20 protein-coding genes are annotated in these 26,557 nt (G+C 72.4%); 6 read left to right on the top strand and 14 right to left on the bottom strand.

All coding sequences use genetic code 11. From position 1 onward, the window contains the following. Positions 1-124: 124 nt before the first annotated feature. The 10 genes from WMF26_RS26005 to WMF26_RS25960 form a co-directional block, all read right to left on the bottom strand. Positions 125-1,144 carry a hydroxymethylglutaryl-CoA lyase gene (locus tag WMF26_RS26005; RefSeq protein WP_437948889.1) on the bottom strand — a complete coding sequence of 340 codons (1,020 nt, stop codon included), beginning with the start codon at positions 1,142-1,144 and terminating at the stop codon, positions 125-127. Further along, positions 1,141-2,580, bottom strand: a complete 1,440-nt coding sequence (gene purF / locus WMF26_RS26000; protein WP_061621878.1) for an amidophosphoribosyltransferase — start codon at positions 2,578-2,580, stop codon at positions 1,141-1,143. The genes WMF26_RS26005 and purF overlap by 4 nt, the downstream gene beginning before the upstream one ends. 260 nt (positions 2,581-2,840) lie before the next feature. After that, positions 2,841-3,524, bottom strand: coding sequence for a hypothetical protein (locus WMF26_RS25995; protein ID WP_437994866.1), 684 nt, complete (start codon positions 3,522-3,524; stop codon positions 2,841-2,843). 118 nt (positions 3,525-3,642) lie between these two features. Continuing rightward, entirely contained in the window at positions 3,643-4,116 is a 474-nt protein-coding gene (locus WMF26_RS25990; RefSeq protein WP_061621876.1) for a cyclic nucleotide-binding domain-containing protein, read from the bottom strand. A 67-nt stretch (positions 4,117-4,183) separates the two neighbouring features. Continuing rightward, positions 4,184-5,200, bottom strand: coding sequence for an energy transducer TonB (locus WMF26_RS25985; protein WP_437994865.1), 1,017 nt, complete (start codon positions 5,198-5,200; stop codon positions 4,184-4,186). Positions 5,201-5,219: 19 nt separating this feature from the next. After that, on the bottom strand, positions 5,220-5,723 hold the full coding sequence (locus WMF26_RS25980; protein WP_437312382.1) for an ExbD/TolR family protein: 504 nt from the start codon (positions 5,721-5,723) through the stop codon (positions 5,220-5,222). After that, positions 5,723-6,487, bottom strand: coding sequence for a MotA/TolQ/ExbB proton channel family protein (locus tag WMF26_RS25975; protein WP_437994864.1), 765 nt, complete (start codon positions 6,485-6,487; stop codon positions 5,723-5,725). The genes WMF26_RS25980 and WMF26_RS25975 overlap by 1 nt, the downstream gene beginning before the upstream one ends. Positions 6,488-6,547: 60 nt before the next feature. Continuing rightward, positions 6,548-7,768 (bottom strand): tRNA pseudouridine(13) synthase TruD, encoded by a 1,221-nt coding sequence (truD, locus tag WMF26_RS25970; protein ID WP_437994863.1) that lies wholly within the window; start codon positions 7,766-7,768, stop codon positions 6,548-6,550. Between the two features lie 83 nt (positions 7,769-7,851). Next, positions 7,852-8,184 (bottom strand): hypothetical protein, encoded by a 333-nt coding sequence (locus WMF26_RS25965; protein WP_437994862.1) that lies wholly within the window; start codon positions 8,182-8,184, stop codon positions 7,852-7,854. Between the two features lie 50 nt (positions 8,185-8,234). Continuing rightward, entirely contained in the window at positions 8,235-9,794 is a 1,560-nt protein-coding gene (locus WMF26_RS25960) for an HAD-IG family 5'-nucleotidase (RefSeq protein ID WP_437994861.1), read from the bottom strand. A gap of 361 nt (positions 9,795-10,155) precedes the next feature. On the opposite strand from WMF26_RS25960, the gene WMF26_RS25955 reads away from it, so the two are divergent. Next, on the top strand, positions 10,156-11,007 hold the full coding sequence (locus tag WMF26_RS25955; RefSeq protein ID WP_437994860.1) for a ferritin-like domain-containing protein: 852 nt from the start codon (positions 10,156-10,158) through the stop codon (positions 11,005-11,007). A gap of 198 nt (positions 11,008-11,205) precedes the next feature. Continuing rightward, positions 11,206-13,419, top strand: a complete 2,214-nt coding sequence (locus WMF26_RS25950) for a response regulator (protein ID WP_437994859.1) — start codon at positions 11,206-11,208, stop codon at positions 13,417-13,419. On the opposite strand, the gene WMF26_RS25945 is transcribed toward WMF26_RS25950, so the two are convergent. Beyond that, positions 13,397-14,245 carry an SDR family NAD(P)-dependent oxidoreductase gene (locus WMF26_RS25945; protein WP_437994858.1) on the bottom strand — a complete coding sequence of 283 codons (849 nt, stop codon included), beginning with the start codon at positions 14,243-14,245 and terminating at the stop codon, positions 13,397-13,399. The two genes, WMF26_RS25950 and WMF26_RS25945, sit on opposite strands and share 23 nt — an antisense overlap. Positions 14,246-14,599: 354 nt before the next feature. Then, complete coding sequence (locus WMF26_RS25940) at positions 14,600-14,926, bottom strand: Mpo1-like protein (RefSeq protein ID WP_061629143.1); 327 nt, start codon at positions 14,924-14,926, stop codon at positions 14,600-14,602. 178 nt (positions 14,927-15,104) lie between these two features. Between WMF26_RS25940 and WMF26_RS25935 the strand changes: the two genes are divergently transcribed. After that, positions 15,105-17,069 (top strand): sigma 54-interacting transcriptional regulator, encoded by a 1,965-nt coding sequence (locus tag WMF26_RS25935; protein WP_061629142.1) that lies wholly within the window; start codon positions 15,105-15,107, stop codon positions 17,067-17,069. An 89-nt stretch (positions 17,070-17,158) separates the two neighbouring features. Here WMF26_RS25935 and WMF26_RS25930 read toward each other — a convergent pair whose 3' ends face one another. Both WMF26_RS25930 and WMF26_RS25925 read right to left on the bottom strand, forming a co-directional pair. After that, positions 17,159-18,700, bottom strand: coding sequence for a Glu/Leu/Phe/Val family dehydrogenase (locus WMF26_RS25930; RefSeq protein WP_437994857.1), 1,542 nt, complete (start codon positions 18,698-18,700; stop codon positions 17,159-17,161). Positions 18,701-18,934: 234 nt separating this feature from the next. Next, positions 18,935-19,615 carry a hypothetical protein gene (locus tag WMF26_RS25925; RefSeq protein WP_437994856.1) on the bottom strand — a complete coding sequence of 227 codons (681 nt, stop codon included), beginning with the start codon at positions 19,613-19,615 and terminating at the stop codon, positions 18,935-18,937. A 1,083-nt stretch (positions 19,616-20,698) separates the two neighbouring features. Between WMF26_RS25925 and WMF26_RS25920 the strand changes: the two genes are divergently transcribed. From WMF26_RS25920 to WMF26_RS25910, 3 genes are all read left to right on the top strand, one after another. Beyond that, positions 20,699-23,044 carry a right-handed parallel beta-helix repeat-containing protein gene (locus tag WMF26_RS25920; RefSeq protein WP_437994855.1) on the top strand — a complete coding sequence of 782 codons (2,346 nt, stop codon included), beginning with the start codon at positions 20,699-20,701 and terminating at the stop codon, positions 23,042-23,044. A gap of 737 nt (positions 23,045-23,781) precedes the next feature. After that, positions 23,782-25,512, top strand: coding sequence for an ABC transporter substrate-binding protein (locus WMF26_RS25915; protein ID WP_437994854.1), 1,731 nt, complete (start codon positions 23,782-23,784; stop codon positions 25,510-25,512). Positions 25,513-25,560: 48 nt separating this feature from the next. Further along, entirely contained in the window at positions 25,561-26,538 is a 978-nt protein-coding gene (locus tag WMF26_RS25910) for an ABC transporter permease (RefSeq protein ID WP_437948874.1), read from the top strand. The last annotated feature ends 19 nt before the right edge of the window (positions 26,539-26,557 follow it).

The raw sequence follows: 26,557 nt of genomic DNA, 5'->3' as shown, positions 1-26,557 counted from the left end.
CCGAGCGCGCGGCGGCGCTCGGCCTCGGGGCTGAGCTCGGCCCAGCGCTCGGCGTCGGGCCGGCGGCGCGCTCCGCTTCTGGCCGGCGGCGCGCTCCGCCGCGAGGCCGGGCGCTGGGCCGAGCTCAGCCCCGGGTCGGCAGGCGGCGCAGCCGGAACGGGCCGGCGCGGTGGACCTTGCCCGGCAGCGGGCGGCCGATGACCTGCTCGGCGACGTTGCCCGCCTCGATGAGCTTGTCGAGATCGACGCCGGTCCGGACGCCCATCCCGTGGAGCATGAACACGAGATCCTCGGTCGCCATGTTGCCGGCCGCGCCCGGCGCGTAGGGGCAGCCGCCCACGCCCGCCACCGACGCGTCGAAGTCGCGCACGCCGAGCTCCAGGCCGACCAGGATGTTCGCGAGCGCCGTGCCCCGCGTGTCGTGCAGGTGCAGCGCGAACCGCTCGGGCGGCATCGCGTCCAGGAAGCGGCGGACGATGTCGTGGGTCTGCCGCGGGGTGCCGATGCCGATCGTGTCGCCGAGCGACACCTGGTAGCACCCGAGCTCGATGAGCCGCTCCGCGATGCGCACGACGCGGGCGGGGTCGACGTCGCCCTCGTACGGGCAGCCCCACACGGTCGAGACGTACGCGCGCACGGCGACGCCCGCCTCGCGCGCCGGCGGGACGATCTCCGAGAACACCGAGAGCGTGTCGTCGATCGACTTGTTGACGTTGGCGCGGTTGTGCGCCTCGCTCGCGCTCAGGAAGACGGCGATCTCGCGCAGGCCCACCGCGAGCGCCCGCTCGAGGCCGCGCGCGTTCGGGCACAGGGCGCTGAAGGTCACGCCCGGCTCGGCCGCGATCGTCCTCGAGAGCTCCTCGGCGTCGGCGAGCTGCGGCACCCACTTCGGCGAGACGAAGCTCGTGATCTCGATCCGGCGGAGGCCGGCGGCGACGAGCGCCGCGATGAGCCGCCGCTTGCCCTCGATCGGGATCATCGCCGCCTCGTTCTGGAGCCCGTCCCGCGGGCTCACCTCGTAGATCGAGACCTCGTCGGCGACGCGCGCGAACAGCGGCGCGGACGCGGCGCCGCCCGCGCTCGGGCGCTCGGCCGAGCCCTCGGTCGCCGGCGGACCCTCGGCGAAGGGGCGGGGCAGCGTCAACCGCTCACCATCCGGAGCTGCCGGCTCGGCGCGGCCGGCGTGAAGGGGATCGGGTAGCTGCCGGAGAAGCACGCGTGGCAGTAGCTGTCCGCCGACGGCCGCGCGGCCCCGGGGTCGCCCTCGCGCGCCTCGATCGACCGCACGCTCTCGACCAGGCCCTCCAGCGACAGGTACCCGACGCTGTCGGCCGTCAGGTAGCTGCAGATCTCGTCCACGGAGTGGCTCGAGGCGATGAGCTCCGACCGCGTCGGCGTGTCGACGCCGTAGTAGCAGGGCCAGCGCGTGGGCGGGCTCGAGATCCGGACGTGCACCTCGCGGGCGCCCGCGTCGCGGATCATCTTGACGATCTTGCGGCTCGTCGTCCCGCGGACGATCGAGTCGTCGACGACGACGACCCGCTTGCCCTCGATCGCCGCCCGGTTCGGGTTGAGCTTGAGCCGGACGCCGAAGTGCCGGATCGACTGCTGCGGCTCGATGAACGTGCGGCCGACGTAGTGGCTGCGGATGAGCCCCATCTCGAACGGGGCGCGCGCGCGGTCGGCGAAGCCGATCGCCGCCGGCACGCCCGAGTCGGGCACCGGGATCACGACGAGATCGTCGCCGGGCTCGACCGGCTGCTCCATGGCCAGGCGCCGGCCGAACGCCTTGCGGACCTCGTAGACGCTCACGCCCTGGATCGTCGAGTCGGGGCGGGCGAAGTAGACGTGCTCGAAGATGCAGAGCTTGCGCGACTCCGGCGCGAAGGGGAACTCGGAGCGGACCCCGTCCGCGCTGATGATCACCATCTCGCCCGGCGCGACGTCGCGCACCTTGCGCGCGCCGATCAGATCGAACGCCGTCGACTCGCTGGCGACCACGTGGGCGACGCCGCTGCCGCTCGTCATCTCGCCGATGCAGAGCGGCCGGATGGCGCGCGGGTCGCGCACGGCGATGAGCTCCCGCTCCGTCAGGAAGAGCAGCGAGTAGGCGCCCTCCACCTGCTTCAGCGCCTCGGCGATGCGCTGGCGCAGATCGTCCTTCTTGCTCATCGCGATGAGGTGGACGATCGACTCGGTGTCGCTCGCGGTCTGGTAGATCGAGCCGCGCGCCTCGAGCTGCTCGCGCAGGGCCTCGTGGTTCGTGAGGTTGCCGTTGTGCGCGACCGCGAGCGAGCCGCGCGCGTAGTCGACGCCGAGCGGCTGCGCGTTCTTCAGGTGCGACCCGCCCGCGGTGGAGTAGCGGACGTGGCCGATGGCGCGGTCGCCGGGCAGCGACGCGAGATCGGACGGCGCGAAGCCGGACTGCACCCGCCCCATGGCGCGGTGGCCGAAGAGGCGCTCCCCGTCGCTGCTGACGATCCCCGCAGATTCCTGCCCTCGATGCTGGAGCGCGTGCAACCCGAGGTAGGCCATGTTGGCCGCCTCGGGGTGGCCAAAGATTCCGAACACACCGCACATGCCGCCTATCTAGTACGAAAACGGGGCATGACCCACCGTCATGGCGATCCGTCGTCATGATGAGGCGGCCGAGCGCCGGCGCCGGGCCGGAGGCCGGCGCCGGGGCGCGCTCCGGAGCGGGCACGCCCGGAGCGCGATCGCGTCTGGAAGGTAAGCAGATTAACGAATCTGCGGCGGGCGCGGGGCGCTAGGCGCGCGAGAGCGCGATGGATTCCGCTGCTGGAGGAGGACGGCGGCTCAAGGCAGCCGGACGATTCCCGTCATTTCGGGATGTTCCAGAGTTTCTCGATGATCTTGGTTTCCATGGCGTCGCCGTGGCACGTGCCGCACTCCATGTCCTCCTTGTTCGCCCGCGCGAGCTTGTTTTGGTACTCCTCCTCCATGAACGCCTGCAGGGCCTTCTTGTCCTTGCGGTTCAGGACGTGCTCGTTCCCGGCGTGGCAGCTGTCGCAGAAGAGGGTGCCGCCGCTCTCGCTGCGGAGGGGCATCACGAAGTTGCGCCACATCTCGCGGGCGACCTTCATGTCGCGCGTCTCTTTCTTGAAGTCGCCCTCGGCGTGGCAGCCCTCGCAGGTGTCGTAGCCGAGCGCCTTCTGGAGCAGCGGCATCACCTTCTTCTTCTGCGCCGTCGGGAGCTTCTCGAGCGCGGGGATCTTCTTGAGGTTGATCCCGATCTTCTTCAGATCTGCCTCGAACTTGGTCGCCTGGATCGGCGTCGACTTGGCGGGCGACGCGTGCTCCTCGCCCTCGTCGGCCTCCGCCGTCTTCTCCGCCTTGGCGGGCTTCGCGCTCTCCGCTTCGGCGGTCGCCTTGTCCTCGCTCGGGAGCGTCTCCCCGTCGAAGTCGTCCTTGTCGGCCGCCGTCTCGGGCGGCGGCGTGGCGGAGCCACATGCTCCTGCGAAGGCGCCCATCCAGAGCGCGAGGGCGAGCGCTGCGTGCTTCATCCTGGCTGCCATACTCCTCCAAAGGAACCGTTGATCGTGAGCAGAACGCCGCTGCCCGTGCAGCAGGGCGCGCCGGCCGGGGCGCGCTCCCACGGTCGCCGGGCGATCGGGCCGCACTCTACTCGAATTTGCCCGAGACAGAGAGGAACGTGAGCTTGTTGTTCGTCTCGCGGAGCCGCTGGACGAGCATCCGGACGACGTTCCAGAGGACCTCGTACGCGAGCTCTTTGTGCAAGAAGAGCAGATCCTCGAACGCGTCCTTCGACACGGTGAGCAGCCGGCAGCGCTCGTGCACGCGCGCGTCGGCGGAGCGCGGGGCCTCGTCGAGCAACGCCATCTCGCCGAACACCGCGCCCGGGCCGAGCACCGCGAGCGCTTCCTCGCCGATCCCGGCGATCTCGCGGCTGATCCGGACCTTGCCTTCGAGCAGGATGTAGAGCTTGTCGCCCGGATCGCCGTGCTCGAAGATCTTGGTGCCGAGGGCGTGCGTTTCCTCGCTCGCGACGCGCGAGATGAGCTCGAGCGCGGCCGGAGTGAGGCCCTTGAACAGGGGGACCTTCGAGAGCTGCTCGATCCGTTCGGGGACGATCACAAGCTGCCGCGGAGGATAGCCGAGGCGCCGGCCGCGGAGCGAATTTTCCGGGAGCTCTCGCGACGCGCTACCGCGTGAAGTTCACCGTGATGGGCGGGGTCGTGCCGGTGATCGGGGAGCCGGCGCGGTCCTTTTGCGGCGAGTAGCGCCGGCTGAGCGCGCACATGCGCGCGGCGCGACCGAAACCGTGACCGGGATCACTGACGACCTTGACGGAAAGCGGGCTGCCGTCGGGGCGCACCGTGACCATGAGGACGACCTTCGCCTGATCGATCTGGTCGACGTCGGCCTCCGGAGGGAAAGGGCAATTCCAGCTGCTGCTGCCGACCAGGCCGGCCGGGGCCGAGCGGTCCGGGCCCGCGACGGCCGGCGGCGGCGGGGCCGGGTCGCCCGTGCCCTTGCCGCCGACGACGCCGCCGACCTTGGCGTTCGGGTTGAACGTGGGGGACTTGGCCGTGCCCGCGCCGGCCACCTGGCCGTAGCCGACGCCTTGCCCCTCGCCGCTCGCGATCCCGCGGTCGGTCATGTCGAGGACCTCGTCCGGATCCGGCTCGCGCGTGAGGACCTTCGCGGCCTCGGCGGCGGCGGGGGGCGGCTCGTAGGGGTCGTCCTTGGGCGGCGGCGTGTTCGCCTGCGGCGGCGGCGGGGCCTTCACGACGGGCTGGGGCTCGGGCTCGGGCTCGGGCGGCGGCGGCTCGGGCGGCTTGGGCTCCTCGGCCTTCGGCGGCGTGACGTCGACCTCGTAGATCGCCCAGAGGTAGTCGTGGATGCCGACGCGCATCTCCTCGACCATCTGCCGCATGTCGCGCAGCGACCCCGAGACGATCGCCCGGGCGGACGCCGCGCTGTGGCTGGTGAGCGCCAGCGTGACCCCGAGGAAGGCGCCCACGCGCGAGGCACGGTCGCCGAGCCCGAGCACCGCGGCGAGCGGATCCGCGGCGCGACGCCGATCGCCGGGGCGACCCGCGGCCGGCGCGCCGGCGGCGTTCGGGGGCTCCTTGGCGCCCCCAGGGTCGGGGCGCTTGTCGCGGCGGCGCCCGTCGTGGAGCGCCCCCGCGGCGCGATGGCTCGTGGCCTGGCTCATAAGCTCTCGCTCGGCGCGCTCAGGGCGCGGGGCTCGGTGTTGCCGGCGCGGGGGCGGCCGGGGCCGGCGCGGCCGGGGCGCCTGGCGTCGCGCCGGGCGCCGCGCCGGGCTCCGGCGCGATCGGCGTCACGCCGAACGCGATCTTGGAGACGCCCGCCTGCTTCAGCAGATCGAGCGCGCGGATCACCCGGCCGTGCGGGACCGTCGTGTCGGCGCGGATCACGGCGCGGAGCTCCGGGTTCTTCGCCTGGGCCTCGCGCGCGATCGGCAGGATGGCGTCCTCGCCCGCGAGCTTCTTGCCGTCGGCGAACGTGTCGCCGTTCGCGTGCAGCTCGAGCCCGAAGACGAGCTGCACCTCCTGCCCCTGCGCCGCCTTCGGCAGGTCGAGGGGGAGCGACTGCGAGACGATGATCTTCGCGGTCACCATGAAGATGATGAGGAGCACGAGGGTGATGTCGACCAGCGGCGTGACGTTGATGCCGCTGATCATGTCGTCATCGTCGTTGCGGCTCGTGGCGGCCATCAGCGCTCCTCCTCGGCCGCGCCGCCCTTCCTGCTCTCCTCCTGGCGCGGCGCCCGCGCGGCCTTGGCGCGCGGCTCGGCGGCGACGGCGGGCGCGGCGCCGGCGAACGCCGGGTCGATCTTGAGGTGCGCGAGCAGGACCCGCGTGAGCGCCTCGGTGTTGGCCAGCGTCGACTTGATCATGCGCTGGAAGTAGTTGTTCGCCGCGACGGCGGGGATGGCGACCGCGAGGCCGACCGCGGTCGCGACGAGCGCCTCGGCGATGCTCGACATGACGGCCTGCGGCGCCATGGCCTGCGACGCGGCCTGCGCGACCGGCGTCTTCGCCGCCTGGCCGAGCGCGTCGAAGGCGCCGACGACGCCGATGACGGTGCCGAACAGCCCGATGAACGGCGCGTTGTTGCCGAGCGTGCCCAGGTAAGCGAGGCGCCGCTCGAGCTTCATGCGCTGGAGCGCCGCGGCGCCGGCCATGGCCTCCTCGGCCGCGTCGGGCCCCTGGTGCGCCACCGCGAGGCCGGCCGAGACGACCGCGGCCTCGGCCGAGGGCGAGGCCTCCATCCGCTTCCGCGCCGCCTCGATCGAGTCGTCGAGGGACGTCCGGAGATCCCGCGCGAGGACGGCGAGATCGTCGCGGAGCGACCAGAAGAACCAGGCGCGCTCGAGGATGATGGCGACCGAGACGACGCTGAGGCCGATCATCAACCACATGACCCAGGCGGCCCCGAAGCCGACCATGATGCGCTGCAGCCACTCGACGAGGTTCATCTTCTTCCTTGGTGCCTTTCCGATGGTGGGGTGGGTGGGGGCCGCGCCGAGACGTTCGTTCTACGGTCCGGCGCTGGGCTGCCCTTCCTCGACTGCGTCCTCCTCCTCCGGAGGGGGGGCGCCCGCCGCGCCCGGCCTGCCGACGGACGGCTGGGGGGCGGAGGCGTCGACGAGCCGGAAGACTCGCCCAAGGACGGTGGTCGCGTAGCCGCCCTTCGGTAGCACAAACGAGACGACAATTCCTTGCCCTGCGCCTGGACCGCCCGCGGGCTCCGGCGCGCCGCCGCTCGCCGCCTCCCCGGCGGGGGACACCTCGAGGCCGTCCACCTCCAGCCGCAGGGGGCGCCGCGTGCCCTCCCCGGCGTGGGCGAACGCGTCGAGCTTGCGGGGGTCGCCGATCGCCGCCGTGAGCACCTCGCGCTCCAGCGCGCCCGGGGCGCCCTCGGGCCAGCGCATCTTCCGGCCGAACATCGGGCCCGTCGCCGAGATCGAGAGCGCGGCGGCGCGCGCCTCGGCGTCCGCGACCTCCGGGCCCTCCAGGGGCACGAGGAACAGCCCGCCGGTGTCGCGCTTCTTGGCGAGATCGCCGGGGAGCACGGTGCTCCAGGTGCCGTCCGCCTCGCGGCGCGCGAGCACCTCGTTGAACCAGAGCGACTGGAGCGCCGAGAAGAGCAGCCGCTGCTCGCGCCGGTCGCGCGGCCCGCGCTCGCGGCCCGCGATCCACGCGAGCGCGCGCTCGGGGTTACTGCCGTTCCTCCCGAACCGCTGCGGCCCGAACGCGTTCGGCACGCCGGCGCGGCCGATGTCGGCGAGGCGGCGCTCGGCGAGCGGGAGCGCGGCGGTGGCGATCCCGCGGAGCGTGATCCGGAACCGGTTGCCGAGGAGGTGCCCCGGCTTGAGCTTGTGGTCGTGGCGCGCGACCGAGAGGATCTCGATCCCGGGCAGCTCGGCCTGCTCGAGCAGCGGCGCGGGATCCCGCGCGAGCGGGAGCTGGATCGAGGCGGTCTGCGTGGTGATCGCGTGCCGGTCCTTCATGCCGGCGAAGCCGGCGCTGCCCGGGTCGGCGCCGAGCGCGAGCGCGATGGCCCGCACCGCGTCGGGCGTGGTGCGCCCCGTCTTGCGGAAGGTCACGAACACGTGCTCGCCGCGGCCGCTCGGCGCGTAGGCGGGGAGCTCTTCGACGACGAAATCCGCGGGCGAGCTCCGGAGCACGGCCGTGGGGAGGTCGCCGTGCGGGCCCGCGGCCGCGGGGGCCGCGGCGGGCGGGGCGGTGGTGGTCATGGGAGCGCCAGCGTGACCGAAATCGCCCCGGCGTCCAGCGGCGAGCGCGCAGCGGCGAACGCGCGCGCCCGGGAGCGCCGCGGCTACCTGGGCGTGGGCCCGGAGAAGCCGCCGACCCCGCCGCCGCCTGGCACGGGGTTCTGCACGGGCCTGCACTCCTCGTCGCCCGTGTCGACCGTGGTGACGTCGTAGCAGCAGAGCTCACCGTCGAAGTCGCCCTCGCTGTCGATCGACTCGATCGAGCTCAGACACCCGGGGTTCTGGAAGAAGACGTACGCGTCGTCGCTGGACGGGCACGCCCCCTCGAGCTCGGTCCAGTGAAAGCAGGCCCGCTTGCCGCAGCCGCCGGCGACGAGCGAGAGGAAGGCGGGGGCGGCGAGCGCGAGGAACAGCGAGCGGAGGCTGACGGTGCTCATGGCGATCTCCTGGAGCGGCGGCCGCGCGCGGGCGCGGGCCGCCTTGGCGATCAGAGCTCGTGCGGCATCAGGTCGCGCGGGCTCCTGAAGTACTGCAGCGGCGAGTAGGCGAGCAGGTTGGAGACGCGCGACGTGTAGATGCACGCGTACTCCTCGACCTGATCGCCGAAGCTGGACGTCTCGTTCGCCTCCTTGAGCAGCGAGCCCCAGTAGGGGTGGAAGCGGCGGGCGATCTCGCGCTCCAGCTTGGCGACCTCGGCGTCGACGGCCCGGAGCTGGCCGCGGATGCGCTCGACGGCGCGCTTCGTGCGGCCGCGCTCGGCCTCGTAGAACGACGTCGCGTAGTCGATCGGGACGTGGTCGCCGCACGCCTCCGCGTGCAGCGCGCCTCCGCCGCCGTTCGACGAGCCGTTCTTCTTCTGCTGCTCCTCCTCGATCTTACGGGTGAGGTCCTTGTAGCGCTGCTGGTAGAAGCGGAGCTGGTCCTCGAGCTCCTCGCGGCGCCCCTCGAGCAGCGCGCTCTCCATGTGCTCGCGGCGGCACGACTCGTGGGCGGCGACCTCGGCCTCCATCTCCTGGATGATCATCGCCGTGCGCCACGCGCTCTCCTTCTTCGAGCGGAGGATGTCGCCGTAGATGTGATCGCCCACGTAGAGGACGCGATCGCCCGAGATGTTCAGGAACTTCTCGAAGTCGTGGAGGTTGCCCCCCTCGTAGATGGCGCCGCGCTCGAGCGGCGCCGTGGCGGGGCGGACCTCGGCGCCGTCGCGGATGAGCAGCGGGCGGCGCTCCTGGAAGAACGCCGGCTTCTGCGCGGCGACCACGATGACGTCGAAGTAGTGCCGGAAGCTCGGGTACTCGGGCATCGCGTCCCCGAGCAGGTACGTCATCATCTTCTCGGTGAACGGCCAGCGCGAGTTCGTGAGCAGGAAGAGCTTCTTGCCCGCCGAGCGGAACTTGTGGAGCGTCTGCGCGAGGTTCGGGTCGCGCTCGACGAAGCGCGGCAGGTCGGAGCGGACGACGTCGAGGATGGTGCCGTCGCGGTGCGCCTCGTCGATGCACTCGCGGATGTCGGTGAAGAGCCGCGCGTAGTCGAGCGGGACGCCGCGCGCCTCGAGGGCGTCGACGATGCCGGCGTAGAGCGTGGCCTCGCTCAGCGCGTACAGCGTGTCGATCCAGTGGTAGCGGGCCGTGTTCGGCCGGATCTTGCGGTGCTGGTAGAGCGACCGGAGCTCTTCCTTCGTGAGCTCGCGCAGGCCGTGGTACCCGCGCTGGACCACCTTGAACCGGTCCATCTTGAGCACGTGGCCGAAGCGCTTGTCGATCAGCAGGCCGCGGATGGGGAAGTGGATCGGGTAGCGGAGGCCGCGCAGGAGATCCTCGGGGTAACCGCGCGCGGCGAGCTTCGTGACCGTCCCCTGGATCGAGAGGTTGTCCATCTCGGTCTGGTTGTAGATGGCCAGGGTGTAGTCCATGTCGAAGCCGACCCAGTCGATCCCCGCGAGCTTGAGGTTGCGGTTGACGAAGACGCGCCGGGTCCGCGGGATGCGCGTGGGCTCAGTCTGGGGAGTGAGCCCTCCGAGGGGGAGCTGGAGCTGCTCGAAGAACACAGTGGGTCGACTATGGTATCGCACGCCCAGGAGGCATACAAAGGGCGCCTCCGACGAACGCGCCGCAGCGTCGCGTGTCGCGTGTCGCGCGTCGCCTCGTCCAGCGTAGCCTAGCCTAGCCGCGCGTCGTCGCGGCCCGGGCTCGTCCGCCCGGCGTCCTCCGCCGGCGCCGGCGCACAGGCGCGCTCCTGGTGCGCCGCGACGAAAAACTGCGCTATGGTGCGCGCCGGTCCCGTCTCGTGCGATCGCGGAGGCGGATCCCATCCGTCGCCGACGGGCACCTCGTTCGATGCTTTTCGCAGCGCCCCAGCCGGTCTCTCGCAAGCCCCCCGTCCAGCGCCCCACGTCGTGGTGGCTCAGCATGCTGCGCCGCCGCGCGGAGCGGATGTACGACGAAGCGCTCGACCTCTCCCAGCCGATCCCGTGGGAGAGCGAGGCCGAGCGCCAGGCGGCGATCGCCTTCTTCAACGCCGCGTTCCGCGCCGAGGAGTCCGGCCTGACGCAGGCCCACGCCCTGGCCGACGAGGTGAGCGCCTGGGACCCGGAGCTCGGCGAGTGCCTGCGGCTCTACGGCGACGAGGAGGGGTGGCACCGCGAGCTGCTCACGAAGTTCCTCGCGCACATCGGCGGCGAGGTCCGGCCCATGGGCCGCGTCACCGGCACCTTCTACCGCCTGTACGGCCGCGCGGAGCGGGTCGAGACGATCGTGCTCACGAACCTCATGTTCGAGACCATCGGCTCGACGACGTACCGCCTCGCGCTGCGGGAAGCCCGCTACCCGGCCGTGCGGCAGATGCTCACGATCCTGACGCGCGACGAGTCGTTCCACGTCCCGCTCAACGTCCACTTCCTGCGCGAGGCGCTGAAGCGCAGCCCGCCCTCGATGCGCCTCAAGCTGCGCGCCATCTACACGACGCTCTTCGCGGCGCTCCTCGGCTCCGCGGCCGCGAGCCGCCGGCGCGCGCTCGCCTTCGACAGGATCCCGTTCCGGGTGCTCGCGGGCGCCTACGCCGAGCACCTCGGCCGGCTCTTCGTCCACGAGAGCGATCTCGACTTCGCCCCGCCGGAGCTGCTCCTGCGCCTGTTCGGGCACAGCCGCCGCGCGCTCGCGTCGTCCGACGACCCCTCCGCCGTCAGCGTGCTCTCGGCGGAGGCCGCGGTCGATCGCGAGCGCGTCGTCGTGACGGCGCTCGGCGGCGCGCGCGACGCGTGACGCGCACGCGCGAACGCCCGCGCGTGCGCGTCCAGGAGCCATGACGCAACGCAGCGCGATGCGCGCCGGCGCCATGGCGGCGGACGGTCGTTCCAGTACCCACGGTAAACTTTTCGCCGGAACGTTGTAAGCAGTACACTCTTTACTCCGGCGTCGTGGGCTCGCGCGGGGCGGGCGGAAGGTCGAGTCGGGGCGTCGATGGCAGGCAAGGAGCAGCGCCGGAGCGGCCCAGAGAGCAGCCCGGCCACGAGGAGCAGCGATTCCGCGGAGCGCGCGCTCGCGCCGCACGAGCCGGAGGCGTGGCCGTCCGCGCTCGCCGACGCGGAGCAGGACGAGGGCGCCCTCGCGCTGGTGCGGCACGAGATCCGGACGCTGCTCAGCGGGATCGTCGGCATCAGCGGCCTCCTGCTCGACACCGAGCTCGATCCGGAGCAGCGCGCCTTCGCGCGGCGCATCCGGAGCAGCGGCGACGTGGTGCTCTCGATGATCGACGAGCTCATCGACCTCGGTCAGCCCGGCGGCCGCGGGCTGCACGTCGACCGCGTGGACTTCGACCTGCGCCGGACCGTCGAGGACGCGGCGGAGCTGCTCGCCGATCGCGCGCACGACGACAGGACCGAGCTCGTGCTCGAGGTCGAGCCCGAGGTGCCGGGCGCGGTGCGCGGCGACGCGGCGCGGCTGCGGCAGGTCCTGCTGAGCGTCGGGACCTCCGCGCTCCGCGCGGCGCCCCGGGGCGAGGTGCTGGTGCGCGCCGCGCTGGAGGCGGGCCGGGACGGCGATCCGCCGGGCGGGCCCGAGGGCGCGACCGCGCGGGTGCGCTTCGACGTGCGCATCGTCGACGTGCGCTTCGCGGCCGCGGCGGGGCTCGCCGGCGGCGCGCAGGCGCCGGGGAGGGCGGGCGCGCCGGGGGGCGCTGCGCGGCCGCTGCCCGAGCAGGACGCGCGCGCCGCGGAGCTGCGCGCGGCGCCCGGCGTCGCGATCGCGAGGCGCCTCATCGCCGCGATGGGCGGTGAGCTCCGCGCCGCGCCGGACGCCGGCGCGCGCCGCCGGGGGCTCTCGTTCGTGCTGCCGTTCGAGCGGCGCGGGCGCGGCCCGGAGCGCGCGCTCATCCCGCGCATCGACCTGCCCGGCAAGCGGGTGCTCGTCGTCGACGACAGCGGCTCGGTGCGCCGCGTGGTGCAGAAGCTGATCGAGGAGCTCGGGCTCGCGTGCCGCACCTCGGAGAGCGGCGCCGCCGCGCTCGCCGCGCTGCGCGAGGCGGCGGGCGCCGGCGCGCCGTACGACATGGTGCTGATCGACCTCGAGCTGGCCGACCTCGACGGGCTGACGCTGCTCCAGCGCATCAAGGCGGACGCCGCGATCGCGCCCGCGCGCAGCGTGCTCATGACCTACCCCGGCAGGGAGGCGCCCAGCCGCGCCGAGGCCGACTCGGTGCTCATCAAGCCGATCCGGCGCGCGCAGCTGCACTCGAGCCTGCGGCTGCTCGCGGGGCTCTCGCCGGAGCACGTGGCCGCCGGGGCGCGCGCGCACGCGCCGAGGTCGCGGCGCGGGGCGCCGACGTCCGAGGCGCGGAGCTCGTCGCGCCCGAGGGTGCTCGTGGTCGACGACAACGCGGTGAGCCAGAAGGTCGCGGCGTTCATGGTCGAGAAGCGCGGCTACCGCGCCGACGTGGTGGACGGCGGCCGCGCGGCCGTCGAGGCGGTGCGGCGCGGCGGCTACGCCGCGGTGCTGATGGACTGCCACATGCCCGGCTTCGACGGGTACGCGGCGGCCGAGGAGATCCGCCGCGCCGAGCGGCCGGACCGGCGGACGCCGATCATCGCGATGACGGCGAGCGCGGGGCGCGACGCGCGGGAGCGGTGCCTCGCGGCGGGGATGGACGACGCGCTGTCGAAGCCGCTGAGGCAGGACGAGGTCGATCGCGCCCTGCGGACCTTCGCCGCGGCGTCGCGGTCCGGCGCGTACGAGGCGGTGCGCCCCGAGAGCGCGCCGCCGAGCGTGGAGCTCCCGCCGCCGACGCTGGTCACGCCCTCGCCGCCGCCGCCGGCCGGGGCGCGCGTCCAGGCCGCGGCGCCGGGGAGGCCGCGGGCCGGGCTGCGCGCGGCCCCGCCCGACGTCGTCGGCGAGGTGACCGAGCTGTTCCTCACGGAGGCGCCGAGCCGGGTGGCCGCGATGGGCGAGGCCGCGGCGCGGGGCGCGCTCGGCGAGCTCGAGCGGCTCGCCTGGGCGCTCTACGAGAGCGCCGACGAGCTCGCGGCGTTCAACCTGAAGGAGCTCTGCGCGCGGCTCGATCGGGAGGCGCGCGCCGGGACGATCGAGAGCGCGACCGAGGCGGTGCAGGCCATCGCCCGGGAGGTCGGGCGCGTGCAGTCCTCGCTCGCGGCGGACCTCAAGAAGCGGGGGCTACGGTGACGTCCGCGCGGGTGAGGCCGGCGAGCCGCGCGCTCATGTCCCAGAGCCGCGCGGCCGCCTCGGCGTCGGTCGCCATCCCCTTGAGGGGCCTCGCCCGGGTGCGCTCGAAGAAGGCGGGGCTCGCGGCGGGCGGCGCGTCGGCCAGGATCGCGAGGAGGTTCGCGGCGGCCTGCGCCGGGGTCGCGCCCACGACGTCGATCAGCGTCTTCAGCACGCGCGAGGTCCCGTCGAAGAGCCCCGACCGCACGAGCCCGGGGTAGTAGCAGAGCACCCGCGCCCCGCTGCCCGAGAGCGCGTCCGACAGCCGCCGCGCCGCGAGCACGAGCGCGAGCTTCGACCGCGCGGAGGCGGCGAGGAACGAATAGGAGCGCTTCGACATGAGGTCGTCGAAGTCGAGCCGGATGCTGTCCACCGGCGCGACCAGGTTGACCACGCGCGCGTCGCGCGCGGCCTTGAGCCGGTCGAGCAGGAGGTTCGACAGCAGGAAATGCGACAGGTAGTTCACCTGGAACGTCATTTCGAGGCCGTCCGCGGACTCCGCGCGCTCGCGCAGGAACACCCCCGCGTTGTTCACGAGCAGGTGGACGGCCCCGCACCGGTCGGCCACCTGCCGGGCCGCGGCGCGCACCGACGCGAGCCGGCCGAGGTCGCACTCGACGAGGCGGACCTCGCCCTGCACCTTCAGCGCGGCGAGCTTCCTCGCGCCCTCGGAGCCGGTCTTGCGGCAGAGCACGGTCACCCGGGCGCCCTGCCGCGCCAGCGCGGATGCCGTCGCGAGCCCGATCCCCGAGGTCCCCCCGGTGATCACGGCGACTTTCCCCCTCATGCTTTGCGCACACCCCATCTGCCGTCTCCTCGTCTCGCCGTCCTCGTCCATCTCATCGCCTGCGGCGGCGGGCCGGTCACGACGCTCCGGGAGCGCGTCGGCGACAGGAGCCCTCAGCGGCGCGCGCCGGAGCGCCAGAGCGGCGCGATGCCCGCTGGAAACCCCCAAGAGAAGAGTCGTCGTCCCCCCGCCCGCGACACAGGTACGACCATGCACGCATCACGTCAAGCGAGCGTGGCGCATCGCAGCACGGGCGTGAAGTGGGTAAATTCCAGATTTTCCGCCGTCGGGCGGCGGGGTCTGACCGTGTGTCCACGTCGGACCGCTGCGCGCGGGACGGGAGGGATGACGAGTCTAGCGCGACGCGTCAGGGGCGGGCGTCTCCTCGAAGACGCGCACGCCGTATTTCTCGAGACACCAGAGCACGCCGATGATCAGGCTGCGTTTGTCGTCCACGAACGACGGCTTCTTCCCCTCGAAAACGTGGCCGGCGAACTGGAAGCCCCAGCCCGTCGCGAACATCGCGGCCGCGAGCGGGAGGCCGATGAGGGTGGCGCCCACGGGGAAGCTCGCGACGATGAGCGGTATGCCGACCTTGTGACACGCCTGGTTGCGTGGATCCTGGTGGTCTTCCTTGTAACGGCGGAGCACCTCTGTCCATTCGGCGTTGAGACGGAGCATGCGACCATCTTACCACGCTGCCGCGCCCGCGCCGCGCGAGGAGGGCGCGCGGGCGGCGAACGCGGACCCGGCGTTGAGCCGCGCTTTCGTCGAAGACCGGCCGCGCCGTTGCTTCCCGGTTGCCGCTTGGAGCAATGAGGCGTAGTTGGGCAGTGTGAGCGGTCAAAGAACCGGTCCCATGGCGACGACTGCACCGCTGTCAGTCAAGACAGGGGAGCTCATCCAGGGCGCGCGCTCGGAGAAGCGGCGTGTCCTCTTGCTCGTTTACCACCATGACGGCGTCGAGATGGCCCCGATGAGCCCCGGCGTCGGCGTCGTCGTCGGCAGGGAGCCCCCGGCCGACGTCGTGATCCGCGACAGGAGCATCTCGCGCCGGCACGCGCGCTTCACGCTCGTGGGCGGCGAGGTCGTGGTCGAGGACCTCGGCTCGCGCAACGGGACGCGCATCTCGGGGCAGCGGGTCGAGAGCGGCGTGGTCAAGGCCGGGGACGAGGTGCTGCTCGGCGGCATCGTCGCGTCGGTGCACGTGCTCGCCGGCGGCGAGCTGCCGCCGTTCGGCCTGGAGGGCTCCGACGCGCTCCGCGTCGCCCTGCAGGCCGAGATCGTGCGGTCCCGGTTCTTCAGCCGGAAGTTCGCGCTCGTCGTGGTCCGCTCGCTCGGCGCCCAGGCGAGCCACCTCCGCCACTGGGGGCTCCGCGTGCGCGAGGCGCTGCGGCCCGTCGACCGCGTCGCGTTCTACAGCGCCGACACCCTGGAGATCCTGCTCCCGGAGGTCACGCCCGAGCTCGCGGAGGAGCTCGCGAAGGCGATCGTCGCGCGCCGCGAGGGCGAGCCCGTGCTCGTGTCGGGCGTCGCGGTGTTCCCCGACGCCGCGACGTCGATCGACAAGCTCATCGAGGTGAGCCACGAGGCGTCGCGCAGCGCGAGCCCCGCGGCGCCGGTGTACCTCGCGGCCCCGGAGGGCGCGCTGCTCTACGTCGCGCCGAAGGTCGAAGGCGCGCGGCCGCCCGAGGAGGAGGGCGCCGCGGGCGCGGTGCCCGAGAGCCAGTGGGAGGCCGACGGCCACGTCCTCGCGACGAAGAGCCCGCTCATGCGGTCGCTCGTCGAGGTGGCGCTGCGGGCCGCGCGCTCCTCGATCCCGGTGCTCCTGCGCGGCGAGACCGGGACGGGCAAGGAGGTGCTCGCGAGGTTCATCCACGACCGCAGCCCGCGCCGCGGCGAGCCGCTCATCTGCGTGAACTGCGGGGCGATCCCGGCGCTGCTCATCGAGAGCACCCTCTTCGGCCACGAGCGCGGCGCCTTCACCGGGGCGAGCCAGCAGCAGAAGGGCGTCTTCGAGGCGGCCGCCGGCGGCACGGTCCTGCTCGACGAGATCGGCGAGCTGCCCGCCGCCGCGCAGGCCGCGCTCTTGCGCGTGCTGGAGACCAAGCGGGTGACGCGCGTCGGCGCGACCAAGGAGATCGAGGTCGACGTCCGCGTGATCGCGGCGACGCACCGCGACCTCGACGCGATGTGCGACGCGGGCACGTTCCGGCTCGACCTGCTCTACCGGCTGAACGCGATGACGCTGAACATCCCGCCGCTCCGCGCGCGCCGCGACGACATCGCGACGCTCGCGGCGGGCTTCCTGCAGCAGGCGAACGCGGCGAGCCTCAGCAGGGTCCAGTCGATCACGTCCGAGGCGCTGGCCCTGCTGAAGAGCTACTCGTGGCCCGGCAACGTGCGCGAGCTCCGCAACGCGATCGACCGGGCGGTGGTGATCGCCGAGGGCGAGGCGATCATGGCGCGCGACCTCCCGGAGCGCATCCGCACGGCGGTGACCGCGCCCAGCGCGCCGTCCGCGCCGCCGCGCGCCCACGACCCCTCGCGCTCGTCCGATCCCGGCATGCCGGCCCTGTCCCAGCGCCCGTCCGAGCCGCTGCCGTCGCGCCTGTCGGAGCCGGCGTCGTCGGCGGCCCCCTCGACGGGCGGCCTCAAGACGCGCCTGGAGCAGATCGAGGCCGACCTCCTGCTCGAGGCGCTGCGCGCGTCGGACTGGAACCAGACCGAGGCGGCCCGGCGCCTGGAGCTGCCGCTCAGGACGCTGCAGCACAAGATCAAGGTCTACGGCATCAAGAAGCTCGGGTACGGCGTCGCCCGGTAGCGCCGCCCGGACGAGCATGGGCGCGCGCCTGCGCTCCTCCGGCGACCGACCGCCGGCGGCGCCCGCGGTCCGGCGGCCGGAGGCGCCGCCTACTGGGAGAACCCTTCCAGCATGTAGTGCGCCTCGATGCGCTTCAGCGCGAGCACCATCGCGGCGAGCCGCATCGGCAGGCGCTTTCCGACGACGAGCCCCGACGAGTCGTGGTCTTCGGTGCGGCGCGGCCGGTCCTCCGCGATGTCGCAGATCAGGCGGTAGTTGCTCTTGATGGCGCGCTCGAGGCGCGCGTTCACCTCGCCCTCGGTCCAGTGCTCCATGCGCTTGTTCTGGATCCACTCGTAGTACGAGACGGTCACGCCGCCCGCGTTGCCGATGATGTCGGGGATGACGCTGATGCCCCGCTCCGCCAGCACCTTGTCCCCCTCGGTCGTGGTCGGGCGGTTGGCGCCCTCGGCCACGAGCTTCGCCTTGAGCCGCTCGGCCACCTCGCCGGTGATGGCGTCGCCGAGCGCGGCAGGGATGCAGATCTCCGCGTCGACGCTCCAGAAGTCGTCGCGCGCGATCGCCTGGGCTCCCGTGTAGCCGGCGACCGACCGCCGGAGGTTCTGCGGGTTCTCGTTGACGTAGGCCATCAGCGCGCTGACGTCGATGCCGTTCGGGTCGAACACCGCGCCGTCGGCGTCCTGCACCGCGACGCACCGGGCGCCCATCCTGCACAGGATCTCGGCCGCGGCGGAGCCGACGTTGCCGAAGCCCTGCACGATGAAGCGCGCCCCGGCGAGGGAGGCGCCGCGCTGCGTGTACCACTCCTCGATGCAGTACGCGAGCCCCTGGCCCGTCGCCTTGGCGCGCCCCTCGGAGCCGCCGATGCGCACGTCCTTGCCCGTGACGACGCCGCGGTGGTTGTGCCGCTCGCGCTCGCCGTCGCTGTACTGGCGCAGGAGCCACGCCATCACCTCGCCGTTCGTGCCCACGTCGGGCGCGGGGATGTCGACGTTGGGCCCGATGAGCTGCTTGAGCCGGTACATGTACCGGAGCGAGATCGCCTCGAGCTCTTCCTTGCTGTGCTCGCGCGGATCCATGCGAATACCCCCCTTGGCGCCGCCGAACGGGACATGCGCGATGGCGGTCTTCCAGGTCATCTCGGCGGCGAGCGCGTTGAACAGGTCGAGCGAAACGGCCTTGTGGAAGCGGAGCCCGCCCTTATAAGGCCCCCGCGCCTGGTTGTGCTGGACCCGATAGGCCTTGAAGCGGACGAACCCGCCGGGCTGGATCCGGTAAAGCCCCTGGTCGGCGAGGCGGATCACGCCGTCCTGCACGTGAATCGAGCCGCTCCGGAGCGCCTCGGGGCGGAGGATGAGCTTGCCGTTGAAGAGCGGGGTGATGGCGGCGCGGTTCGGGATCACCGAGGCAGCGAGCCGCTCGTAGGTCGCGGCCGCCTCCCCGCGGAAGGGGACGAGGCGGTCCTGGAGCTGCGTGGTGATGTAGAAGATGTGCTCGTAGTCGGGCTGCTCGAGCTCCAGCCGGATGCGCGGGGCCAGGCCGATGAGGTCCGCGGCCGTGTGAAACACCGCCATGGACTCACCGAAGATGTTGGTCTCCGGCTCGCGCTCTAGGAGGGGGGCGTCTTCCATCGCCTTATGCTGCCTCGTCCACGCGGCGGGGGTCCAACCTTTCGAGCGCCCGCGCGGCGCGCCGAGCGAGCCAGCGCGCCGCGCGGGCGCGCGATCTCGAGAGATGCCGATCGACCACGGGCCGCCGGCCTCGCGGGGAGCTGGTGCGGCTCCCCGCGGAGATTCCGGCGGCCCGTCGCGTCGGTCACCGCTGTCCCCGACCGGCAGCGTGGCCGGCGCCCTCAGGCCATGACGTCAGGGGGAGAACATCCCGGGGGTCGCGCCGCCGTAGGGGGAGCCGAAGCCGCCGGCGCCGCCCGGCCACCCGAAGCCGCCGCCCGGGAAGCCGAGGCCGCCGCCGAGGCCGCCACCGAGGCCGCCGTAAGGCGAGCCGAGACCGCCGAGGCCGCCGTAAGGCGAGCCGAGACCGCCGAGGCCGCCGTAGGGGGAGCCGAGACCGCCGAGGCCGCCGTAGGGGGAGCCGAGGCCGCCGTAGGGGGAGCCGAGGCCGCCGTAGGGGGAGCCGAGGCCGCCGTAGGGGGAGCCGAGGCCGCCGTAGGGCCCGCCGATGCCGCCGAACGGCCCGCCGGGGATGCCCCCGCCGGGGATGCCGCCGAACGGCCCGCCGGGGATGCCGTCGAACGGCCCGCCCGGGATGCCGCCAGGGACCTGGCCGACAGGACCCTTGCCGACGGGGCCTTGAACGAGCGGCCCGCCGAGATCGCCCTTGCCGGGAGGGAGCAGGCCGCCGCCCCGCGTCTCCCCCGTATCCCCCGCTGTATCTCCCTCCAATGCCTGCTCGCTCGACGCCACGTCGACGTCGGCCTGCTCCAAGTCGGCCTCTGCCGGCGTCACCGCGCCGACCGCGCAGCCGGTCATCAACGCAGACAAGAGCATCGCCGCTTGCGCCATCTTCATATCGATCGAGCTAACCATCCGTCCTCCTTCCATGCCCCGCGATGGCTGTCAGAGCCGCGGTGGCATGTTGAGCGGCGTGGAGAGCAGGCTGCGTGCCTGACAGGCCGTGTGCAGAGCCTGCCGCGTCGGCCCTCTGCGGCTGCCGGACGGCGACGGCGAAAGTGCATTGTCTGAATCCGCGCCGTGTGGGAGCCCTGCCCCGCATCATCGCGCCCGAGCGCCGCCGCGCCGGCGCGCTTCGAGGCCGCCTCGCAGCGCCGATGTGGGAGGCTCCCGGGCGCTGGAGAAAGGCAAATGTCGACGCGCGCAGCGGGGCGCCCGCGGCGCGCGGCGCGCGGCGGGACGGGACGAGGGCGACCCGACTTGCAGCTTTATCGGGCCCTGCAAACCGCATTTCCGAAGACCTGGTCGATCTCTGCAATCGAGGGCTGCGGACTCGACATCATCGCTGATGGGCGGCAACGTCCCGCGGCCCGGCGCCCTCTGGTCACGCCCTGCGCAGCCCACGTGAGCCGACAACGGCCCAGGGCGGCGCTCCCCCTGCGGCGACCGCGCCGGCGCAGCGCGCGCCCGAGCCGCGCGCCGTCGCCATTGTCGTCCGGAACGCCGGCGCCGACGCGGGGCTCGGCCGCGGACGGCGGCCCCGCGACGCGGCGGGAACGGCCTCCTCCGCGGAGCGTCCCGGCGGCGCTCGGCGCGGCCCAACGTGGTTGACAGAAAGCGTGCGACCCGCACGATCGGCGGCGCGCGCGAGCCCCGCGCCCGGAGAGATCCGCGCGCGCGGCCGGGACCTCGGCGCCGCGCAGACGTCCGCGGCGACGCAGGGAAAGTCGGCGCGATCGCGATTCCTCTGCCTGGCCGGAGGCTGGCTCCTGTTGTAAGATTCATTGCTCCGAAGGAGTTCGCGCGGCGCCGTTGAGGCGCTGTCCTCGTCATCCTGCCGCGGACTCGACGGTGATCTCCGGCGCTCGGAGCGCCGGTTCATGCACGACAAGCGGTCTTCGCGCCGCGGCGGCGGCTCCTCGGCCCCGTTCGCCCATCCGGGCGCGCGGGGGCGCGCGGGGCGCGCGCCGAGGCAGCGCTGTCCGAGGAGGGTATCGCATGCGCTTCTGCGCGACGCGCCCGGGTTCGTCTTGGCTGACCGCCGGCATCGCGGTCCTGTCGCTGCTCGTCGCGGGGTGCAGCGACCCCTCGGGCGGCTCCGACACTCCGCTCGACCGCTGGCCCGGCACGCCGCCCTGCGCGCGCGGGCACGTCCTCGGGCCCGGGGGCGCGTGCATGCCGGTGGGCATCCAGGGGTGCGCCGAGCTGTTCGTCGAGAAAGACGATCTCTGCCGCCCCTCCATGGCCCAATGCCCTCCGGGGACGATCCCGAAGTTCGACGAGGGGTGCATTCCCGTCGGCCTGCCGCGCTGCGCTCCCGAGCTCGTCGGCGACGACGGGCTCTGCAGGCCGGCCATGGCGAAGTGTCCGGCGGGCACGTTCGCGACGCCGGAAGCGGGGTGTGTGAGCGTCGATGGCCCCGAGGGCTGCGGGCGCGGGCCGTGGGGGGACGTGCCCCGGGCGCCCGGCAACGTGTATGTCGACCCGAGCTACGCCGGCGCGGACGGGGACGGCTCCGAGGCGAGGCCGGTCACGACGCTCGAGGCGGCGCTCGAGCGCGTCGCCGACGGCGGGACCATCGCGCTCGCGGACGGCACCTACGACGAGCCGGCCGTCATCACGAGGCCCGTCGCCATCGCCGGCCGGTGCGCCTCGCGCGTGCGGATCCGCGGGGTGAGCCCGCTGGTCGTCCCGCCCGCGATCGTGGCGGTGCTCGGCGCAGGGGAGGTGACGCTCCGGGGGCTGGAGATCGGCGGCGACGGCGCCGGCGTGGTCGCGAAGGGCTCGAGCGCCGTGACGCTCGAGCGCGTGCACATCAAGGGCGCTGCCAACGCCGGCGTCCTTTCGGGCGACGGCGCGCGGGTCTCGGTGGCAGAGAGCTGGATCGAGGGGACGCGCGCCGGCGCGGCGGGCGACGGCATGGGCGCGCTCGCGGACGCCGGCGGCGCGCTGTTCGTGCGGGAGAGCGCCGTGACGGGCAGCCGCGCGGCGGGCGTGGCCGCGCTCTACGCGGGCGCCTCCGCGGCCGTGGTGGGCAGCCTCGTCGAGGGGACCTCGCCGTCGGAGCGCCTCCGGGACGGCGAGGGGATCGTCGCCCGGGACGGCGCCGAGGTGTCCGTCGAGCGCACGGCCGTGGTCGGCAACCGCCTGTCGGGCATCGTCGCGACGGGGAGCGCGTCGGCGACGATCTCCGGCGTGCTCGTCGAGGGGACGGTGCCCGGGAGCGTCGATCCGAGCTACGGCGTCGGCGTGTACGCGGCGAGCCGAGCGCGCGTCGCGATCGACTCGAGCGTGCTCCTCGGCAACGCGGAGATCGGCGTCGCCGTCCTCGGCGAGGGCACGGCGGCGACGATGACGCGGAGCCTCGTCCAGGAGACGGTGGCGGCCGCGTCGCTGTCGCTGCTCGGCGGGTTCGGCGTCGCCGTGGCCCGCGGCGCGGCGCTGCGTCTCCACGACAGCGCCATCGTCCGCAACCGCGGGACCGGGGTTCACGTGGGCGATCTCTCCGCCGAGCTGGTCGCCACGGGCAACCTCGTCGAGGGGACGATCGCCGGAGGGGCCTGGGGCGACGGCGCCGGGGTGTCCGTGATAGAGGGCCGCGCGACGCTCGCGTCGAACGTCCTTCGCGACAACGAGGGGACCGGCCTGGCGGTGGGATATGCCGGAACCGAGGCGACCGTGACAGGCAACCTCGTCGAGGGGCATGTCGCGCCGGACCGGCGCGCGCCGGCCGGGCAGGGGATCGTCATCTACCGCGGGGCCACCGCGGCGCTCTCGGGCAATCTGATCCGCGGGAGCCGCTCGGTCGGCGTCCTCGCCGGCGCGGAGCTCCCGGGTGGCAAGGTCGAGATCACCGGAGACCTCATCGAGGGCACGTCGGGCGACGACGGCGCCGGCATCGGCGTCGCCGCCGCCGGCTACCAGCTGCGGCTCGCCTCGTCCCTCATCCGCGCGAGCCGCACGGCCGGCGTGGCGCTGTTCGCCGCCGAGGCGGAGATCGCGGAGACCGTCATCGACGGCGTGACCGGGGGCGGCCAGGCCGGGAACGGCGCGCCGGACGGCGACCTCGTCGCCGACGGCGTCCTCGCGCTCGCCGGATCCACAGCCACCCTCGACGGCGTGCGGGTGACCCGCTGCGCGCGGGCCGGCATCCTGTTCGATCGGAGCTCGGGTCGCCTCTCCCGGGTGCGCGCCTGGGACAACCTCTTCGGGCTGGTGGTACAGGGCTCGCCCGCGCCCGAGCTGAAGAAGGGCGGCGAGAACGCGTTCACCGGCAACATCGCGGCAGACGAGCGCTTCGACGCCGGCCTCGTCGTGCCCGCGTCCGCTCCCTCGCTTCCGTGAAGCGCGCCTGCCGGATGGCGCCGCGCCCCATCGCGCGAAACCTAGAAGACATGGAATGGAATCTCCCCCGATACATCCTAGTCGGGGCATGGCCGCGCGGATCGAGGCTCCACACGTCGAATCGCGCCCCCCGAATCGACGCCGCGCGCACCTGCGTATCGCGCGTCGCCGCGCGCTCCGGACACGATCTCCCGCCGCCTGCGCAGGGGGCGCGCTGCGCCTCGCCGGCCCGTGGAGTGCCCGTCCGCGCGCAGGGACGAGCCGGAAAAATCTGGTCTTGTCATCGCTCGCGGACATCTGTATAGACGTGCCCCGGCAGCTCCCTGAAACGATGCGTCAACGATGCGTCAACGATGCAGTCATCGACTGCCTCCTTATCTTGCTGCGAACGAAGAAAATAACAGTGTAAGCGCCAGAGTGCTCAGGTGTCATGACGCGCGATGACATCATGAGACGGAATTGCTGCCGCGATACATGACGCGCCACGACATCTCCCTTGAAAACGCGCCTGAGTGAGCGGCACGAGAACTTGGTAGCGACCTCGAATCCCCGTTGACACTGCTGTGCGAAGACGGCTACAGTGCCGACGGCTGGATGCCGGTATGGTGCGCTGCGTCGCAGCGAAGGGGTCCGGCGAGTCGCTGGGTCACGTGGCGGCTTCCAGGAAGATCAGTTGAGTGGGAGAGGGACGGTGGGCGCTCGGGCGTGTCCACGAGGGCCCCGCGAGGAGCATTCTCATGAGGAACTGGTTGTTGCCGCGTCGAACGTTGGTTCTCTCGGCGTTGCTTCTTTCGGTCGGCGCCGTGGCAGGTTGCCCGAAGCCCGACGCGAAGAAGGACCCGGGGGGCGGCGCTGGCACCGCCCCGACGGCTCCCGGGGCCGTCAAGAACCCCACGGCGGCGGACACCTTCCTGACCGTCTCGATCGAGCAGCAAGCGTCGTGGGTGCGCAACTTCAACCCTCTGCTGGCCCCAGGCAACGTTCGCTGGCCAACCGTCGCTGGCATCTACGAGCCGCTCCTCGTTTACAACACGATGAAGGGCGAGTTCACCCCCTGGCTCGCCTCGAAATACGACTGGAGCAACGGGAACAAGACGCTCACCTTCACGATTCGCCCCGGCGTGAAGTGGTCCGACGGCCAGCCCTTCACGGCGAAGGACGTCGCCTTCACCTTCGGGCTCCTGAAGAAGCACGCCGCCCTCGACCTGCAGGGCGTCTGGAAGTGGCTGACCGCGGTTGAGGCCAAGGGCGACTCGGCGGTCGAGTTCTCGCTCACGCGGCCGTACGTCCCCGGTCTCGTCTTCCTCGGGCACCAGCCGATCGTGCCGGAGCACAAGTGGAAGGACGTGGCCGATCCGGTCACCTTCACGAACGAGAACCCGGTCGCGACGGGGCCCTTCACCGAGGTGAAGAACTTCCAGAACCAGATTTACGAGCTCGGTCGTAATCCGAACTACTGGCAGCAGGGCAAGCCCGCGATCAAGGGGCTCCGCTTCCCGGCCTACCCGGGGAACGACCAGGCGAACCTGGCGCTCCTGAACGGCGAGGTCGACTGGGCCGGCAACTTCGTCCCGGAGATCGAGAAGGTCTACGTCGGCAAGGATCCGACGAATCACCACTACTGGTTCCCGCTCGTCGGCAGCACCGTGTTCGTCTACACGAACACGACGAAGAAGCCGCTCGACGACGTGCGGGTGCGCAAGGCGATCAGCATGTCGCTCGACCGCGAGCAGATCGTCAAGGTCGCGATGAACAACTACACGCGGCCGGCGGACGCGACGGCGCTCAGCGACGCGCACGAGCGCTGGCGCAGCCAGAAGGTCGTCGAGAGCGGCGACTGGGTGAAGTTCAACGTGGCCAAGGCGAACCAGATCCTCGACGAGGCGGGCTACGCCAAGGGCGCCGACGGCATCCGCGTGAAGGACGGCAAGCCGCTGCGCTTCGACATCAACGTCGTCACGGGCTGGTCCGACTGGGTGCGCGCGGCGCAGATCGTCACGCAGCAGGTGAAGCAGATCGGCGTCGAGGCCACGCTGAAGACGTACGACTTCAGCGCGTTCTTCGAGGCGCTCCAGAAGGGCACCTTCGACCTGTCGATGGGCTGGTCGAACGAGGAGCCGACGCCGTACAACTTCTACCGCGACCTGCTCGGCTCCGCGACCGTGAAGCCGGTCGGCGAGTCGTCGGCGCGCAACTGGCACCGGTTCGGCGCCAAGCAGGCGGACGGCCTCTTCGAGGCGTTCGAGGCCGCCACCGATCCGGCGGAGCAGAAGAAGCTGCTCGAGCAGCTCCAGGAGATCTTCTCCGAGAGCGCGCCCTCGGTCCCGCTGTTCCCCGGGCCGTCGTGGGGCGAGTTCAACACCCGCCGCTTCACCGGGTTCCCCAGCAAGGAGAACCCGTACGCGAAGCTGTCGCCGAACAACCCGCCCGAGTACCTGCTCGTCCTCACCGAGCTCAAGCCGAAGTGACGTCGGGCGTGATCTGATCCGGAGAGCAGGTTAGAAGAGAGAGCTTCTGTGCGTTACCTTCTTCGACAGCTGGGCTTGTATTTCATCGCGGCGTGGGCCTCGCTCACCCTGAACTTCATCATCCCGCGGCTCATGCCGGGCGATCCCGCCTCGGCGATGTTCGCGCGCTTCCGCGGCCAGCTCCAGCCGGAGGCGATCGAGGCGCTGCGGAAGGCGTTCGGGTTCACGGGGGAGCCGCTCTACAAGCAGTACATCACCTACCTGGGCCACACCCTGACGGGCGATCTCGGCACCTCCGTCGCGCACTTCCCCGCGCGGGTGACGGAGGTGATCGCGACGGGGCTCGGCTGGACGCTGCTGCTGTCGGGCGCCGCCGTGGTCATCAGCTTCGGCCTGGGGACGCTGCTCGGCATCATCGCGACGTGGAAGCGGGGCGGCCTGCTCGACTCGGTGATGCCGCCCGTCCTGATGTTCCTCGGCGCGTTCCCGTACTTCTGGCTCGCGATGGTGTCGCTCTACATCCTCGGCTTCGTGCTCGGGCTCTTCCCGCTGCGCCACGCCTACAGCGACACGCTCTCGCCCGAGTGGAGCCTGGAGTTCATCGGGAGCGTGCTGTCGCACATGGTCCTGCCCGGCCTGTCGATCGTCATCGCCACCGTCGGCGGCTGGATGCTCGGCATGCGCAGCGCGATGGTCACCGTGCTGTCCGAGGAGTACATCACGATGGCCCAGGCCAAGGGGCTCTCGCAGTGGCGGGTCATGTTCACCTACGCCGCGCGCAACGCCCTCCTGCCCAACGTGACCGGCTTCGGCATGGCGCTCGGGTTCGTGCTCGCCGGCTCGCTGCTCACCGAGATCGTCTTCTCGTACCCGGGGCAGGGCTACCTGCTCATCCAGGCGGTCCGTAACCAGGATTACCCGCTCATGCAGGGGATCTTCCTCACCATCACGTTCGCCGTGCTGGGGGCGAATTTCCTGGTCGACATCATCTACGTCTTCCTTGATCCCCGCGCTCGCACGCGCTGAGGTCTGGCTCCAGGAGAAG

The sequence above is a fragment of the Sorangium sp. So ce185 genome (assembly GCF_051526825.1).
Taxonomy (GTDB): domain Bacteria; phylum Myxococcota_A; class Polyangia; order Polyangiales; family Polyangiaceae; genus Sorangium; species Sorangium cellulosum_D.
The sequence above is the reverse complement of the archived record's forward strand: the minus strand, read 5'-3'. Positions and strand labels throughout refer to the sequence as shown.